This window comes from Paraburkholderia caledonica NBRC 102488 (assembly GCF_000685095.1).
GTDB lineage: Bacteria > Pseudomonadota > Gammaproteobacteria > Burkholderiales > Burkholderiaceae > Paraburkholderia > Paraburkholderia caledonica.
The window spans coordinates 36,878-53,294 of record NZ_BAYE01000021.1; the positions used below are offsets into that span (position 1 = coordinate 36,878).

Here is a 16,417-nt window from a genome sequence, read left to right on the forward strand (position 1 = left end):
TCGAAAAAGGTCGCTCATGGCGGAAAAGGCAAAGAACGCGTCTGAATTCATAAATTGACGCGCGATGCAAGCGTCAAGAATAGACGCAATGCAAGCCGGTAGCAGTAGGGCCCAAGCGCCGCACAAGCCAGACGTCAGCGCGGCTTCCGGGCCTTCCCGTCAACGATTCCACGGACCTTCCATGTCGAACCCGAATCCTTTCTTCGAAGAATCGCTCGCCACGCGCGATCAGGCGGTGCGCGGCGCTATTTTGAAAGAGCTCGAGCGCCAGCAGTCGCAAGTCGAACTGATCGCGTCGGAAAACATCGTGTCACGCGCGGTGCTCGAAGCACAAGGCTCGGTGCTGACCAACAAATATGCGGAAGGTTATCCGGGCAAGCGTTACTACGGCGGCTGTGAATACGTCGACGAGATCGAGACGCTCGCGCTCGAACGCATCAAGCAACTGTTCAACGCGAAGTTCGCCAACGTGCAGCCGCATTCCGGCGCGCAGGCAAACGGTGCGGTCATGCTCGCGCTGGTGAAGCCGGGCGACACGGTGCTCGGCATGTCGCTCGACGCGGGCGGGCACCTCACGCACGGTGCGAAGCCGGCCATGTCGGGCAAGTGGTTCAACGCGGTGCAGTACGGTGTCAGCCGCGACACGCTGCTGATCGACTACGAGCAGATCGAGGAACTTGCGCAGCAGCATAAACCCGCGCTGCTGATCGCCGGCTTCTCGGCGTATCCGCGTGCGCTGGATTTCAAGCGGCTGCGCGCGATTGCCGACAGCGTCGGTGCAAAGCTGATGGTGGATATGGCGCACATCGCCGGCGTGATCGCGGCGGGACGTCACGCAAATCCCGTCGAGCATGCGCATGTAGTGACGTCCACCACGCACAAGACGTTGCGCGGTCCGCGCGGCGGCTTTGTGCTGACGAATGACGAAGACATCGCAAAGAAGATCAACTCCGCTGTGTTCCCTGGCCTGCAAGGCGGCCCGCTGATGCATGTGATCGCGGGCAAGGCCGTCGCGTTCGGCGAGGCGTTGCAACCCGGCTTCAAGACCTACATCGACAACGTGCTCGCCAACGCACAGGCGCTCGGCGAAGTGCTGAAGGCGGGCGGCGTGGATCTCGTGACGGGCGGCACCGACAACCATCTGCTGCTGGTCGACTTGCGGCCGAAGGGCCTCAAGGGCAATCAGGTCGAGCAGGCGCTGGAGCGCGCAGGCATTACGTGCAACAAGAACGGCATTCCGTTCGACACGGAAAAGCCGACGGTCACCTCGGGCGTGCGCCTAGGCACACCGGCGGGCACGACGCGCGGCTTCGGCGTGAACGAGTTCCGCGACGTGGGCCGCTTGATCGTGGAAGTGCTCGATTCGCTGCGCGACCACCCCGAAGGCCATGCGGCCACTGAACAACGCGTGCGTCGCGAGATTTTCGCGCTGTGCGAGCGCTTCCCCATTTACTAAGAACACCTGGAGCACACGATGAGCAATTTGCACGAAAACAGCATCATCATCGACGGCCTGAACATTTCTAAGTTCGAGCGCTCGGTGTTCGAAGATATGCGCAAGGGCGGTGTGACCGCGGTGAACTGCACGGTGTCCGTGTGGGAAAGCTTCCAGAAGACCGTCGATAACATCGCCGAAATGAAGCAGCAGATCCGCGAGTACAGCGAGATTCTCACGCTCGTGCGCACGACCGACGACATCTTCCGCGCGAAGAAAGAGAACAAGACGGGCATCATTTTCGGCTTCCAGAACGCGCATGCTTTCGAGGACAACCTCGGCTATATCGAGGCATTCAAAGACCTCGGCGTGAACGTGGTTCAGCTTTGCTACAACACGCAGAATCTGGTCGGCACCGGCTGCTATGAGCGCGACGGCGGTCTGTCTGGTTATGGCCGTGAAGTGATCCAGGAAATGAATCGCGTCGGCATCATGGTCGATCTTTCGCATGTCGGCGGAAAAACTTCGTCGGAAGCGATTGCGGCGTCGAAAAAGCCGGTGTGCTATTCGCATTGCTGCCCGTCGGGACTCAAAGAGCACCCGCGCAACAAGAGCGACGAACAACTGAAAGAGATCGCCGACGCCGGCGGCTTTGTCGGCGTGACCATGTTCGCGCCTTTCCTGAAGCGCGGTCCGGACGCCACCGTCGAAGACTATATCGAGGCAATCGACTACGTCGTGAATCTGATCGGCGAAGACCAGGTCGGCATCGGCACTGACTTCACGCAAGGCTACAGCACCGAGTTCTTCGACTGGATCACGCACGACAAGGGCCGTTATCGCCAGTTGACGAACTTCGGCAAGGTCGTGAATCCGGAAGGCATCCGCACGATCGGCGAGTTTCCGAACCTGACTGCCGCGATGGAGCGCGCGGGTTGGAGCGAGACGCGCATCAAAAAAATCATGGGTGAGAACTGGGTCCGCGTATTCGGTGAAGTGTGGAAGGTTTGAGCTTCACGCGCGCAGAGCCCGCAGATTCGCCCTACAAAACACGGAGTCTTCCACATGCAACCTCAACTGCCTATCGACGTCGATGCGAACACCGGCGTCTGGACCACCGACGCGCTGCCGATGCTGTACGTGCCGCGTCATTTCTTCACGAACAACCATACCGCCGTTGAAGAAGCGCTGGGCATCGACACATATGCCGAGATTCTCTACAAGGCGGGTTATAAATCCGCGTACTTCTGGTGCGACAAGGAAGCCAAACAGCACGGCATCGCCGGCATGGCCGTATTCGAGCACTACCTGAAGCGGCTTTCGCAACGCGGCTGGGGCATCTTCACGATCACGGAAAGCGATCCGTCCACGTCGCATGCGCGTATCGAACTGCATCACTCGTCGTTCGTGCTCGCGCAACCGGGCAAAGTCGGCAAGCTCTGCTACATGTTCGCCGGCTGGTTCGCGGGAGCAATGGACTGGGTCAACGACACGGCGCCCGATTCACAACGCAAGGGTCCGCCTTCGCAGTCGAAAGAAGCGCGATGCGCGGCGGAAGGCCACGACCATTGCGTGTTCGAAGTGTCGCCGCTCGCGGCATAGCACCAGAAGTCATTTATTCCGAGGTCGATCGCGATGCGTTACCCGAACCTTTTCAAGCCTCTTACGCTGAACAAGCTGACTTTGCGCAACCGCATTGTCAGCACTGCGCATGCGGAGGTGTATGCGGAACCCGGCGGACTGCCCGGCGACCGTTATATCCGTTACTACGAAGAAAAGGCCAAGGGTGGTGTGGGCCTCGCCGTGTGCGGCGGTTCGAGCCCGGTCTCGATCGACAGTCCGCAAGGCTGGTGGAAGTCGGTGAACCTGTCGACCGACAAGATCATCGATCCGCTCTCGCGACTCGCGGAAGCCATGCACGCGCACGGCGCCAAGATCATGATCCAGGCCACGCACATGGGCCGCCGCTCGGCGTTTCATGGCGAGCACTGGCCGCATCTGATGTCGCCTTCGGGCGTGCGTGAGCCGGTGCATCGCGGCAACGCGAAGATCATTGAAGTGGAAGAGATTCGCCGCATTATCACCGACTTCGCGGCTGCCGCGAAACGCGTGAAAGATGCGGGCATGGACGGTGTTGAGATCTCAGCGGCGCACCAGCATCTGATCGACCAGTTCTGGAGCCCACGCACCAATTTTCGTACCGACGAATGGGGCGGTTCGCTTGAAAACCGCCTGCGTTTCGGCGTCGAAGTATTGCAAGCAGTGCGTGAAGCAGTGGGCCCCGACTTCTGCGTGGGCCTGCGCATGTGCGGCGACGAGTTCCACGAAGACGGTCTCGATCACGAGCAACTGAAAGAGATCGCACAGGCAATGAGCGAAAGCGGCCTGATCGATTATCTCGGTGTGATCGGTTCCGGCGCGGATACGCACAACACGCTCGCCAACTGCATGCCGCCAATGGCGCTGCCGCCCGAGCCTTTCGTGCATCTCGCAGCCGGCATCAAGTCGGTCGTCAAAGTCCCGGTCATGCATGCGCAAAGTATTCGCGACGCGGGCCAGGCCGAGCGTCTGCTGGCGAGCGGCATGGTCGATCTGGTCGGTATGACACGCGCGCAGATTGCCGACCCGCATATGGTCATCAAGATCCGCGATGGCCGCGAGGACGAAATCAAGCAATGCGTCGGCGCGAACTATTGCATCGACCGTCAGTACAACGGGCTCGACGTGCTGTGCGTGCAGAACGCGGCAACCTCGCGTGAAGCGACCATGCCGCATGTCATTGCGCGCACGAACGGGCCGAAGCGCAAGGTCGTCGTGGTCGGCGCGGGTCCTGCGGGACTCGAAGCGGCGCGGGTCGCGAAGTCGCGCGGCCATGACGTGGTGCTGTTCGAGAAGAATGACTATGTGGGCGGCCAGATCATGCTCGCGGCAAAAGCGCCGCAGCGTGAGCAGATGGCAGGCATTGTCCGCTGGTTCGATATGGAAACAAAGCGCCTGGGCGTGGACCGCCGTCTCGGGGTTGCCGCCGACGATAAAACCATCATGGCCGAAAAACCGGACATCGTCGTGCTCGCCACGGGCGGCTCGTCGTTCACGTCGCAAGTGGCGGCGTGGGGCGTTGACGAAGGCCTTGCGGTGAGTTCGTGGGACGTGCTCTCGGGCAAGGTCGAGCCGGGCAAGAATGTCCTCGTGTACGACGGCGTGAGCACGCACGCCGGCGCCGGCGTCGCCGATTTCATCTCGAGCCGCGGTTCGAACGTGGAGATCGTCACGCCCGACGTGAAAGTGGCCGACGACGTAGGTGGCACCACGTTCCCGATTTTCTATCGGCGCCTCTATGCGCAGGGCGTGGTCCATACACCGAATTACTGGCTCGACAAAGTGTACGAGGAAGACGGCAAGAAAATCGCCGTGATCCGCAACGAGTACACAGAGGAGCAGGAAGAGCGCGCGGTCGATCAGGTCGTGATCGAGAACGGCAGCACGCCGAACGACGAGCTGTACTGGAAGCTGAAGCCGGAGTCGGTCAACCGCGGGCAGGTCGACGTGCATAAGCTCTTTGCATCTGAGCCGCAACCGTCGCTTTCCGAAGAACTCGGTAATGGCCGCTTCCTGCTGTTTCGCGTCGGCGACTGCATCTCCATGCACAACATTCACGGCGCGATTTACGACGCGCTGCGCCTTTGCAAGGACTTCTGACAATGAGCCCCGTGTCTGTCATCACCGTGCTGTTGTGGTTGTCGATGGCGGGTCTGGCTTTCGCGCTCGCGAAGCGCGCCGCGTATTGGCGCGTGGGTCGCGCCACGGCGGCGGGCGCGTACGGCTGGGCGAATCTGCTGTCGATTCCGAAACGCTACTTCGTCGATCTGCATCATGTGGTCGCGCGCGACCCGTACATTGCGAAAACGCACGTGGCGACTGCCGGCGGGGCGATCCTCGCGATGGCGCTCGTGTTCGTCAACTACGGTCTCGCGATCTATTCACCGTGGCTCGATAAACTGATCTTTCTTGCCGCGCTCGTGATGCTGGTCGGCGCGGTTTTCGTATGGCGTCGCCGGCATGGCGCGAAAGCGGTACCCGCGCGGCTGTCGCGCGGCCCGTGGGATCATCTGCCGCTGTTGCTCGGGTCGTTCGCGCTCGGTCTCGTGTTGTTCATCGCATTGCCGGCCGCGGCGATGTCGGGCGCGCTCGCGATCATCGTCGCGCTGCTGATCGCAGTGGGCGCGTTCACGATGACATTTGGCGCCGCGCGTGGCGGTCCAATGAAACATGCGCTCGCGGGTCTGTTGCATCTCGCGTTTCATCCGCGTCAGGAGCGCTTTGCCGAGCGTAACGATCGCGATATCGTGCCGCCGACTGCATTGAAGGCGCCGCTGCTCGACGCGAAAGAATACGGCGTGGGCAAGCCCGTGGAGTTTCGCTGGAACCAGTTGCTCAGTTTTGACGCCTGCGTGCAGTGCGGCAAATGCGAGGCCGCGTGCCCCGCGTTCGCCGCCGGTCAACCGCTCAATCCGAAGAAGCTCATTCAGGATCTGGTGACGGGCATGGTGGGCGGCACGGACGCCGAATACGCAGGCAGTCCCACGCCCGGCATTCCGGTCGGCAAGCATGGCGGTGCGCCGGGCAAGCCGCTGATTTCCAGCCTGATCGAGGCGGAAACGCTGTGGTCGTGCACGACCTGCCGCGCTTGCGTGCAGGAGTGCCCAATGCTGATCGAGCACGTCGACGCCATTGTGGACATGCGCCGCAATCAGACGCTCGTGGAAGGCACGGTGCCGGGCAAGGGGCCGATCACGCTCGCGAATCTGCGCGAAACAGGCAGTTCGAACGGTTACGACATCGGCGCGCGTTATGACTGGGCGGTCGATCTGCAGGTGCAGGTCGCGCAGCCCGGGCGTCGCGTGGATGTGCTGCTGATTGCGGGCGAAGGTGCGTTCGACATGCGCTATCAGCGCACGCTGCGCGCCCTCGTCAAGGTGCTGAACCGCGCGGGTGTCGATTACGCGGTGCTTGGCGGCGTCGAAACCGATACGGGCGACACGGCCCGGCGTCTCGGCGACGAAGCCACGTTCCAGCAACTCGCAAAGAAGCTGATCGGCACGCTCTCGCAGTACTCGTTCGGCAAGATCGTCACCTCCGACCCCCACGTGCTGCACAGCTTGCGCAACGAGTATCGCGCGTTGGGCGGCTTCTATGAAGTGCAGCATCACACGGCGCTGATCGATGAACTGGTCGCGAGCGGCAAGCTGTCGCCGCGCGCGCTCGCTGCCTACGCGGACAGCAAGATCACGTATCACGATCCGTGTTACCTCGGCCGCTACAACGGCGAGACTGAAGCGCCGCGCCGCGTGCTGAAGAGCATTGGCATCAAGGTTGTCGAAATGGAGCGCCACGGCATGCGTGGACGTTGCTGCGGTGGCGGCGGCGGAGCCCCGTTGACGGACATTCCGGGCAAGCGGCGCATTCCGGACATCCGTATCGACGACGCGCGCGGCATCGGTGCCGAAATTGTCGCGGTAGGCTGCCCGAATTGCACGGCGATGCTCGAAGGCGTGGTTGGGCCCCGTCCTGAAGTTCTGGACGTCGCCGAACTGGTTGCAGCAGCGCTGGAGTAACGCGATGAACACAATCAAACGAATCGATCCGCGCCGCCCGTTCACGATCACCGTTGACGGACTCAGACGCATCACGCTGGGCGCGACCGGTGTGGCGGGCGCAATGGATTTCGCCGCCTCGGGCGCCGCGCATCGTGAACAACCGAAGCCGCGCCGCACGAGCGCCACACCGCAGCATGTGATGCTGGTGGCGGCACACGCGGACCGCGGCGCGCTCGACGATCACGCGCGCCAGACGCTGGCCGCCGCCGCATTGATCGCCGATGCAACCACCGAGATCGTGCTGCTCGTATTCGGCGAATTCGCGGGCGACGCCGGCGCATTGGGCGCTGACAAGCTGATCGAGTTGCCTACGTTCGATCGTCGCCATTTTGCACCGGACGACGAATTGAACGCGCTCGCTGCGTGCGTGGCGGCTTATGCGCCAGTGCATTTGTTCCTGCCCGACAACGCGATCGGCGACGGCGATCTTGGTCGCCGGTATGCGGCGGCGGCAAATGCAAGCGTCGCGACACACGTCGTTGAAATCGATGCGTCTCACGTGGCCGCGTATGTGCATGCGAACACCGCGTTCGCTTCGTGTGCGCTGCCAGAAGTGATATTGCTTGCGCCCAATGCAGTCGATCCCAAGCTGCCGTTTGTCGGAGCAGGAGAGAGAGTCGCATGGCGTTTCGATGGCGAACCCGCTGCCACCAAAGGCATCGTGCGCGACCTCGGCATCGAGGAGATGGACGCAGCGCAGCTCGCGCTGGAAGAAGCGGACTTCATCGTCTCCGCGGGCAACGGAGTCAGCGATGTGCCTGCGTTCGAGCGTCTCGCGGCCACGCTCGGCGCGGCGATCGGTGCAAGCCGTGTCGCAGTGGACGACGGCAAATTCACACGTGACAAGCAGATTGGCGCGACCGGCAAGACCGTTGAAGCCAGCGTGTATATCGCGTTTGGCATATCCGGCGCCGTGCAGCATTTGCAAGGCATCAAGGATTGCCGGCATGTGATCGCGGTGAACCTGGATGCGAGCGCGCCCATCGCCAAGCGGGCCAACCTGACCGTCATTGCCGATGCGCAGGAAACCATCGCGGCACTTAATGACGCGGCTGCCGCGGCGCGCTCTGCTCGCGGCACGGGTGCTGCATTACTGAACTCGAAGGCTGTAGCGGAAGGAGCGCTCGCATGAAAATCGCCGTTCTCGTTTCCGTGGGCCGACATCCGGTGAGCGGCGTTGCGCGCTACAGCCGTAACGACGCGGCCGCACTGACGCTCGCCTTGACGCTCGCAAAACAGCATGCCGCGACACTCGACGTGCTGCATGCGGGCGACCCTGCTAATCCCGCGCTACAGGAATACCTCGCGCTCGGTGCGCGCTCGGTCGAAGTGCTTGCCGTTCCCAACGCAGACGGGTCGCAAGCCGATGGCGCAGCGCTGCTTGCCGCGCGTCTGCCCGGCTACGATCTCGTGCTGACCGGCACGCGAGCCGAAGGCGCTTTCGACAGCGGGATGCTGCCGTATCGGGTGGCGAACGCGCTGGGCATTCCGCTCGTCGGCGCGGCTGTCGATGTGGTCGTGAAGGACGGGTGCGCACAAGTTCGGCAATTCATGCCCAAGGGTTTGCGCCGCCGTGTCGAGGTGCAATTGCCCGCACTGATCGCCGTGCATCCGATGGCAAACGCAACGCCGACCTATGCCTATGCACGGCAGCGCGAAGGGACCATTTACGCGGTCGCCTGTGCGGAACCTGCTCGCGCGACGGAACTCGCCTGGACTATTCGCCCCGCGAGCAGCAAGCCGGTGCGTCTCGCCGCAGCCGAGAAGCGCTCGGGCCACGCCCGGATGCTCTCCGCAACCACGACGGAAAGCCGCGGCGGCAGCGTCGTAATTGAAGGGAGTTCCGTCGAAAAAGCACAAGTGATTCTGGCGTATTTGCGCGAGCATCAACTCGTGGATTACTGATTTCCGGTTCAGGCGAGCATGCGGCCAGGAGGGCCTGGCGCGGCGCCAGACGTGACACGCAACGGAGCACACAATGAAAGTTTCCGCAGACGTTCGCGCAATGATCGAACGCCGCAAGAAGAATTACACGCTGGAAGCGCCGTTCTACACGAGCGAGGAAATCTTCGCGCTCGACATGGACGCGATCTTCCGCCAGCACTGGATTCAGGTCGCGGTCGAGCCGGACGTGCCCGAGCCGGGCGATTACATCACGGTGGAAGTCGGCCACGATTCCATTCTGATCGTACGCGACGACGATATGCAGGTACGGGCGTTTCATAACGTGTGCCGGCATCGCGGCGCACGCTTGTGCAATACCGACAAGGGTTCGCTCGGCAATATCGTGTGCCCGTACCACAGCTGGACGTATAACCTGAACGGCGATCTGATGTTCGCCGAGCATATGGGCGACCAGTTCGACCGCTGCAAGCACAGCTTGAAGAAAGTCCATGTTGAGAACCTCGCGGGACTCATCTTTATCTGTCTGGCCGACAATCCGCCCGCTGACTTCTCCGTCATGCGCGCGGCAATGGAGCCGTACCTGGCGCCGCATCAACTGGCCGGCTGCAAGATCGCGGCGTCGATCGACATTATCGAGGAAGGCAACTGGAAGCTTACGATGGAGAACAATCGCGAGTGCTATCACTGCGTCGCGAACCATCCTGAGCTGACCATTTCGCTTTACGAATACGGTTTCGGCTATCAACGTACACCGGCTAACGAAGAAGGTATGGCCGCTTTCGAAGAGACAGTTGCGCGCCGTACCGCGCAATGGGAAGCAATGAAGCTGCCGTCGGCGGAAATCGACCGGCTCGCGGATCTGGTTACCGGTTTTCGCACGCAACGTCTGCCGCTCGATCGCGACGGCGAATCGCAGACGCTGGACGCGAAAGTGGCGTCGAAGAAATTGCTCGGCGGCTTCGAGCAGGCCGATCTTGGCGGTTTGTCGTTCTGGACGCAGCCCAATTCGTGGCATCACTTCATGAGCGATCACATTGTGAGCTTCTCGGTGATTCCGCTTTCGGCCGGCAAAACGCTCGTGCGCACGAAATGGCTCGTGCACAAGGACGCGCGCGAAGGCATCGACTACGACGTCAACAACCTGACGGCCGTATGGCGCGCGACCAATGATCAGGACCGCGCGCTCGTTGAATACTCGCAGCGCGGCGCAACGAGCAGCGCCTATGAGCCGGGTCCGTATTCGCCGTTCACAGAAGGTCTCGTGGAGAAGTTTTGCGAGTGGTACATCGGCCGCATCGCAGACTACAGCAACGCGCCGCAGACGCACGATGCGGAGCCGTCCGCATTCGGCGAGAAAGTCGTGTCCTTCAAGCGCTGAGCGCACGATCGCAACCAGGAGCGGGAGAAAATAATGATGCGCGATCAGGCGACGTTTCAGCTCGGCACCGAGCCGGCATCGCAATTTGCAACAAGCCGTGTTACGCAGCCTCGCTTCTGGGACATGCTGCCCGCGCGGTGGAACAGCGATGTAGACGAAACACTGGTGTGCTGCCATGTGCGTCAGGAAACGCATGACGTGAAGAGCTTTTTCTTCCGCGCGCCGGGCGAACGGACCTTCGTGTTCGAGCCGGGACAGTTCATCACGCTCGAACTGGATATCGACGGTGAGTCGATCAACCGTTGCTATACGATCTCGTCGCCGCCTACGCGTCCGCACACCATTTCCATTACGGTGAAGCGTGTGCCGGGCGGTAAAGTATCGAACTGGCTGCACGACAACCTGCAGGTGGGCGGCGAAGTTCGCGTACTCGGGCCGGCGGGCGAATTCACGTGTGCTCGTCACCCTGCGCGCAAGCTGCTGTTTCTGTCGGCGGGTTCAGGCATTACGCCGCTGATGTCGATGAGTCGTGCGCATCACGAACTGGGCGAGGACAGCGACATTGTCTTCGTACACAGCGCCCGCACGCCCGACGATATTATCTTCGCGCGCGAACTCGACCTGATCGCGTCAAATCACGCGCGTTTTCGTACCGCATTTGTTTGCGAGCGGGTGGGCGCGCGCACGAACTGGCCAGGTGTGACGGGTTTTCTGACGTTGCCCTTACTCAAGCTGATTGCACCGGACTTTCTCGAACGCGAGATCTTCACTTGCGGGCCCGCGCCGTACATGCAAGCAGTACGCAACCTGCTGGACGAGGGCGGTTTCGACCGAGGCCATTATCACGAGGAAAGCTTTTCGTTCGACACGGTCAGCGAGGTCGCCGCACAATTGGCTACCGTGCATGTCGCGGAGGTGTTGCAAAACGCGGCCGAGCCGGAAACAGCCGAGAGCTTTGTAGAAGCCCGGGAACAGGCGCCGGCTTTCGAGCCGGCTGCCGCACCCGGCGTGGCCGAAACGCAGACGCGCTACAAGGTCAGCTTCACGAAAAGCAACCGTGAGATCGAATGCGACAGCGGCCAGCATGTGCTGGATGCCGCGAAGAAGGCGGGTGTGCGCCTGCCGGCATCGTGCACGCAGGGCATGTGCGGAACCTGCAAGGTGAAGCTGGTATCGGGCGAGGTGGCGATGAAACACGCGGGCGGCATTCGTCAGCGGGAAATCGATCAAGGCATGGTGCTCCTCTGCTGCAGCAAGCCGCTCACCGATCTCGTCGTAGAGAAGTGACTGGCGCCAACGGTCAGGAACAAACTGCCGTGAGTCGCGGCAGCAAGCAGATGAGCCAGGTCGCGTGCGGACAACTACATGTCGGAAAACAACGTTACCGGGCAATTCTGGCTGGCGATTCTAAATGCTCAATGGGTTGTTTTTAGACGGCGAACGGGAGAACGGCGATGAGACTGATCAAAAGGATACTGGTGTTGAGCACCCTGAGCGCGGCGCTGGCGGCAACCAGCGTAAGCGCCCCGGCGGATCCCAAACCGACCATCAAAATCGGCTACGTGGAAGGCTGGGACGATAGCGTCGCGACATCCAACGTCGCCGCCCGCGTGATCGAGAAACGCCTGGGCTATCAGGTGCAACTCGTACCGGTTGCAGCGGGTGTGATGTGGCAGGGCGTGGCGCGGGGCGATCTCGACGCGACGCTGTCCGCATGGCTGCCGGTCACGCACGGTGCGTACTGGAACAATTTCAAGGACAAAGTGGTCGATCTCGGCCCGAATTTCAACGACGCGAAGATCGGTCTTATCGTGCCCGACAATCTCGACGTGAAAACGGTCGGTGACCTGGAAGCGAAGAAAGCGGAGTTCGGCTCGCGCATTGTCGGTATCGACGCAGGTGCGGGCGTGATGCAGAAAACCAGCGAGGCAATCAAGGCTTACGGACTCGACTACAAGCTGATGCCGAGTTCAGGCAGCGCAATGACCGCGGAACTCGCGCGATCGGAAGCGGCGAGCAAGCCGATCATCGTAACCGGCTGGAAGCCGCACTGGATGTTCGCAAAGTACAAGCTCAAGTTCCTTGAAGATCCGAAGAAAGTGTTTGGTGAGGCGGAGCACGTGGACAGCGTCGTCAATCCTGAACTGGAAAAGAAGGCGCCGCCCGTCGTCGCGTTCCTGAAGAAGTTCCAGTGGAAGCCGGGTGAGATCGACAGCGTGATGCTCGCCACGCAGAACGGCGAGAAGCCGACCGCCGCTGCAGACGCGTGGATTAGCGCACACGGCGATCGAGTAGATAGCTGGGTTAAGTAGACAGAGCTTTAGCTGTCCGCGCTCGAAAGACAGAAAACGCCGCTTATCAAAGCGGCGTTTTTCTTTGTGCTTATTGCAGCGCTATTGCAGCACGACAGTTCTGTCGCCGTTGATAAACACCCGCCGCTCGATAAACGCCTTGACCGCGCGAGCGAGCGTGATGCACTCGACGTCGCGTCCGGTGGCGAGCAAGCGCTCCGGACTGTACGAATGATCGACACGTTCGACGACCTGCTCGATGATCGGACCTTCGTCGAGATCGTCGGTCACGAAGTGCGCGGTCGCGCCGATCAGTTTCACGCCGCGCGCATGCGCCTGGTGATATGGTTTCGCACCCTTGAAGCCAGGCAAAAACGAATGGTGAATGTTGATCGCGCGCGCAGCGAGGGCACGGCTCGTCTCGCCCGAAAGAATCTGCATGTAGCGCGCGAGTATCATCAATTCGGCGCCGGAGGTCTCGAACAGATCGAGCAAGCGCGCTTCCTGCCGCGGTTTTGTATCGGCGGTGATGGGCAGATGGTGAAACGGCAACCCGTGTTGCTGCGCAAGCGGTTCGAGATCGCGGTGATTCGAGCCAATGCCGACAATGTCCATCTTGAGCTCGCCCATTCGCCACCGAAATAGCAGGTCCGCGAGACAGTGCTCGAGCTTCGACACCATGATGAGTACTTTGGGACGCGTGCTGACGTCGTGCATTGCCCAGGTCATACGAAAGCGCTCGGCAATCGGCTCGAACTCGCGTTTGAGTGCCGCGATATTTCGCGTCTCGTTCGCATCCACGCCGTGAAAAACGCAGCGCACGAAAAAGCGCTCACTGAGGTCGTCGTCGAAAACGGTGAGTTCGTCGATATAACAATGATGCCGGTCGAGAAAGCCGACAACGGCGGCAACCTGGCCCGCGGCGCTCGGACACGCGACGGTGAGAACCAGTTGATCAGGACGGGAATCGGCGGACATGCGCTCTCCACATAAACGAAGGGGGATGCCGCGGGGCGCGGCATGCATCGTCGCAGTAGAGCAAATTCACGCACAACGCGGATAGAAGCGAATCGCCGTGGCAATGGAACCGGAACGCCAGATAGCTATTCCGCGTCGAGCCCGCATTCGCCGAGCAGCCATTGGCGGAAAGCGTCGACTGCGGGCGTTGCCGCGCGCTGCGTGACCAGCATGTAGCCGCGCTCGGTGACCACCGGGGTGTCGAACAGCTCGACGAGTTGGCCGGTGGCGAGCAGTTCGTGGATGAGCGGCGCCCAGCCGAGTGCCACGCCCTGGCCCATAATCGCCGCATGGGCGACGAGGGTGAAGCTGTTGAACGTGATGCCGCGGTGCGCAGCGGGCGCAACGAGACCGTGCGCCGCGAACCAGTCGGCCCACGACAGCCAGCGCGCGGGCTGGGTCGGTTCAAGGTGCAGAAGCGGCAGCGCGAGCAGCTCGGACGGCGACATCAGCGGTGGATGTGCTGCCAGAAACGCCGGGCTGCACACTGGCGTGACACGCTCCGGAAAGAGCTTGATGACGCTGCGCGCGTTCCAGTCCGCATGTTCGTCGCCAAACGCAATCGCCACGTCAGCGTGATCGTGCGACGGATCGAACACGCTCTGCGACGTGATGATCTTCACGTCGACATCGGGCATCAGCGCCTTGAATTGCGAAAGCCGCGGCATTAGCCAGTAAGTGGCGAAACCAAAGTCGGTGGATAGGGTGAGCGTTTGCGGCGTGCGGCGCGCGCGGATTTCGGCGGTGGCATGACGGATGGTGTCGAGCGCAAGACGCACCGCATCGAAAAGCCGCTCGCCGTCTTCGGTGAGCCGGACACCGCGATGGCCGCGCTCGAAAAGCGGCGCACCCAGCGTCTCTTCGAGCTGCACGATGCGCTGGCTCACTGCCGGCTGCGTGGAACCTAGCTCTCGCGCGGCCGCCGTGAAACTCGCAAGACGTGCGGCGGATTCGAACATCGTCAATGCCTGCATTGGCGGCAAGCGGTCCTGCCTCGACATAACGCCCCCTTATAGGCACATAACGAATTGCCGTCTTCACAGCGCCGAATTGACCGGCAATAGTGGTGTAAATGCCGCACGCGGACCGCAACCTGCGCTTCTATTCGTGTCTCCGATCGCACCGGCATAGGTAGTTGCACTGACATCCATGATTCTATTCAAGGCGCGCTCCATGCTCGACAGCAAAAAGAATATTCTCATTCTGATGGCCGACCAGATGACTCCATTTGCGCTCGCCGCTTATGGACACTCGCTAACGAGAACACCCAACCTCGACCGCCTTGCAAAGCAGGGTGTGGTATTCGATTCTGCATATTGCGCAAGCCCGTTGTGTGCGCCGTCGCGCTTTTCTTTTCTGTCCGGCAAATTGCCGTCTGCAATTGGCGCGTACGACAATGCCGCGGAATTTCCGTCGCAAACACTGACATTCGCGCATTACCTTCGCGCTGAAGGATATCGCACGATTCTCTCGGGAAAGATGCATTTTTGCGGCGCGGATCAGTTGCACGGTTTCGAAGAGCGCCTCACCACCGACATATACCCGGCAGACTTCGGCTGGACGCCGAACTGGGACGATTTCGAGGCACGGCCGACGTGGTATCACAACATGAGTTCCGTTATCGACGCCGGGCCGTGCGTGCGCACGAACCAGCTCGATTTCGACGATGAAGTCACGTTCACGACGCGCCGGAAGCTCTTCGACATTGCCCGTGAGCGGCACGCGGGAAAAGACGCGAGGCCTTTCTGCATGGTCGCCTCGCTGACACATCCTCATGATCCTTACGCGATTCCGGAAAAGTACTGGAACATGTATCGGGATGACGATATCGACATGCCCGCGCATCGCGACTCATTCGACGAAGCCGATCCTCACTCCAGGCGCTTGCGTCACGTTTGCGAAACCGACCGCACGCCGCCGACCGACCAGCAGATCCGCAACGCACGCCGCGCCTATTACGGCGCGATTTCCTATGTCGACGACCAGTTCGGTGCGATTCTCGAAGCGCTCGACCAGGCCGGGCTCGCGGAGGACACGATCATTGTCGTCACTTCCGATCATGGCGAGATGCTCGGCGAGCGTGGCCTCTGGTACAAGATGACCTTTTTTGAAGGCGGCTGCCGCGTGCCGCTGATCGTGCACGCGCCGCAGCAATTCGACGCGCATCGTGTGCACGCTTCCGTGTCGCATCTCGATCTGCTGCCCACACTGGTCGAACTGGCGCGGGGCGAACAACCGGTGGCATGGCCTGATTCGCCCGACGGACACAGTCTCGTGCCGCATCTTCGAGGAGAGCAGGGCGGTCATGACGAAGCAGTCGGCGAATATCTTGCGGAAGGCGCTATTGCGCCGATCATAATGCTGCGGCGCGGGCGCTTCAAATTCATACACTCGCCTGCCGACCCCGACCAGCTGTACGACGTCGAAGCCGATCCGCTCGAACGTGTGAACCTCGCGCCGAAAGCTGAATACGCGGCCCAGATACAGGAATTGCGCAACGAGATTGCCGCGCGCTGGGACCTCACTGCGCTGCACGATGAAGTGCTGCAAAGTCAGCGCCGTCGCCGCTTTCATTTCGCCGCCACCACCCAGGGCACAGTTGCTTCATGGGACTGGCAGCCTCGGGTCGATGCCAGTCAGCGTTACATGCGCAATCACATCGATCTGGACACGCTGGAAGCAATGGCGCGCTTCCCGGCGGTCGCGCACTGACCGGTCGCTACATGCTTACTTC

General features: G+C 61.4%; 13 protein-coding genes. 11 read left to right on the forward strand and 2 right to left on the reverse strand.

All coding sequences use genetic code 11. The features are described from left to right. Nucleotides 1–181: 181 nt before the first annotated feature. The 10 genes from BCA01S_RS28475 to BCA01S_RS28520 all read left to right on the forward strand — a co-directional run bounded on the left by BCA01S_RS28475 (nt 182) and on the right by BCA01S_RS28520 (nt 12,687). On the forward strand, nt 182–1,456 hold the full coding sequence (locus tag BCA01S_RS28475; protein ID WP_027779821.1) for a serine hydroxymethyltransferase: 1,275 nt from the start codon (nt 182–184) through the stop codon (nt 1,454–1,456). Between the two features lie 18 nt (nt 1,457–1,474). Further along, nucleotides 1,475–2,446 carry a dipeptidase gene (locus BCA01S_RS28480; RefSeq protein WP_020067500.1) on the forward strand — a complete coding sequence of 324 codons (972 nt, stop codon included), beginning with the start codon at nt 1,475–1,477 and terminating at the stop codon, nt 2,444–2,446. Between the two features lie 54 nt (nt 2,447–2,500). Then, a complete protein-coding gene (locus tag BCA01S_RS28485) occupies nt 2,501–3,037 on the forward strand; it encodes a DUF5943 domain-containing protein (protein ID WP_020067501.1) in 537 nt (178 codons plus the stop codon). 33 nt (nt 3,038–3,070) lie between these two features. After that, entirely contained in the window at nt 3,071–5,134 is a 2,064-nt protein-coding gene (locus tag BCA01S_RS28490) for an NADH:flavin oxidoreductase (RefSeq protein ID WP_027779822.1), read from the forward strand. A gap of 2 nt (nt 5,135–5,136) precedes the next feature. After that, nucleotides 5,137–7,050 (forward strand): (Fe-S)-binding protein, encoded by a 1,914-nt coding sequence (locus BCA01S_RS28495; RefSeq protein WP_027779823.1) that lies wholly within the window; start codon nt 5,137–5,139, stop codon nt 7,048–7,050. Between the two features lie 4 nt (nt 7,051–7,054). Beyond that, nucleotides 7,055–8,224, forward strand: coding sequence for an electron transfer flavoprotein subunit alpha/FixB family protein (locus BCA01S_RS28500; RefSeq protein ID WP_027779824.1), 1,170 nt, complete (start codon nt 7,055–7,057; stop codon nt 8,222–8,224). After that, nucleotides 8,221–8,997, forward strand: coding sequence for a drug:proton antiporter (locus BCA01S_RS28505; protein WP_027779825.1), 777 nt, complete (start codon nt 8,221–8,223; stop codon nt 8,995–8,997). Before BCA01S_RS28500 ends, BCA01S_RS28505 begins: the two co-directional genes overlap by 4 nt. A gap of 73 nt (nt 8,998–9,070) precedes the next feature. Next, entirely contained in the window at nt 9,071–10,375 is a 1,305-nt protein-coding gene (locus BCA01S_RS28510) for an aromatic ring-hydroxylating oxygenase subunit alpha (RefSeq protein ID WP_027779826.1), read from the forward strand. A 33-nt stretch (nt 10,376–10,408) separates the two neighbouring features. Further along, nucleotides 10,409–11,662: an FAD-binding oxidoreductase gene (locus tag BCA01S_RS28515; protein WP_042319688.1), complete on the forward strand. Its 1,254-nt coding sequence runs from the start codon at nt 10,409–10,411 to the stop codon at nt 11,660–11,662. Between the two features lie 167 nt (nt 11,663–11,829). Beyond that, nucleotides 11,830–12,687: a glycine betaine ABC transporter substrate-binding protein gene (locus BCA01S_RS28520; RefSeq protein ID WP_027779828.1), complete on the forward strand. Its 858-nt coding sequence runs from the start codon at nt 11,830–11,832 to the stop codon at nt 12,685–12,687. A gap of 81 nt (nt 12,688–12,768) precedes the next feature. Here BCA01S_RS28520 and purU read toward each other — a convergent pair whose 3' ends face one another. Next, a complete protein-coding gene (gene purU / locus BCA01S_RS28525) occupies nt 12,769–13,644 on the reverse strand; it encodes a formyltetrahydrofolate deformylase (protein WP_027779829.1) in 876 nt (291 codons plus the stop codon). 125 nt (nt 13,645–13,769) lie between these two features. Beyond that, nucleotides 13,770–14,684 carry a choline sulfate utilization transcriptional regulator gene (locus BCA01S_RS28530; RefSeq protein ID WP_027779830.1) on the reverse strand — a complete coding sequence of 305 codons (915 nt, stop codon included), beginning with the start codon at nt 14,682–14,684 and terminating at the stop codon, nt 13,770–13,772. 172 nt (nt 14,685–14,856) lie between these two features. Between BCA01S_RS28530 and betC the strand changes: the two genes are divergently transcribed. Further along, nucleotides 14,857–16,395 carry a choline-sulfatase gene (gene betC / locus BCA01S_RS28535; RefSeq protein ID WP_027779831.1) on the forward strand — a complete coding sequence of 513 codons (1,539 nt, stop codon included), beginning with the start codon at nt 14,857–14,859 and terminating at the stop codon, nt 16,393–16,395. The last annotated feature ends 22 nt before the right edge of the window (nt 16,396–16,417 follow it).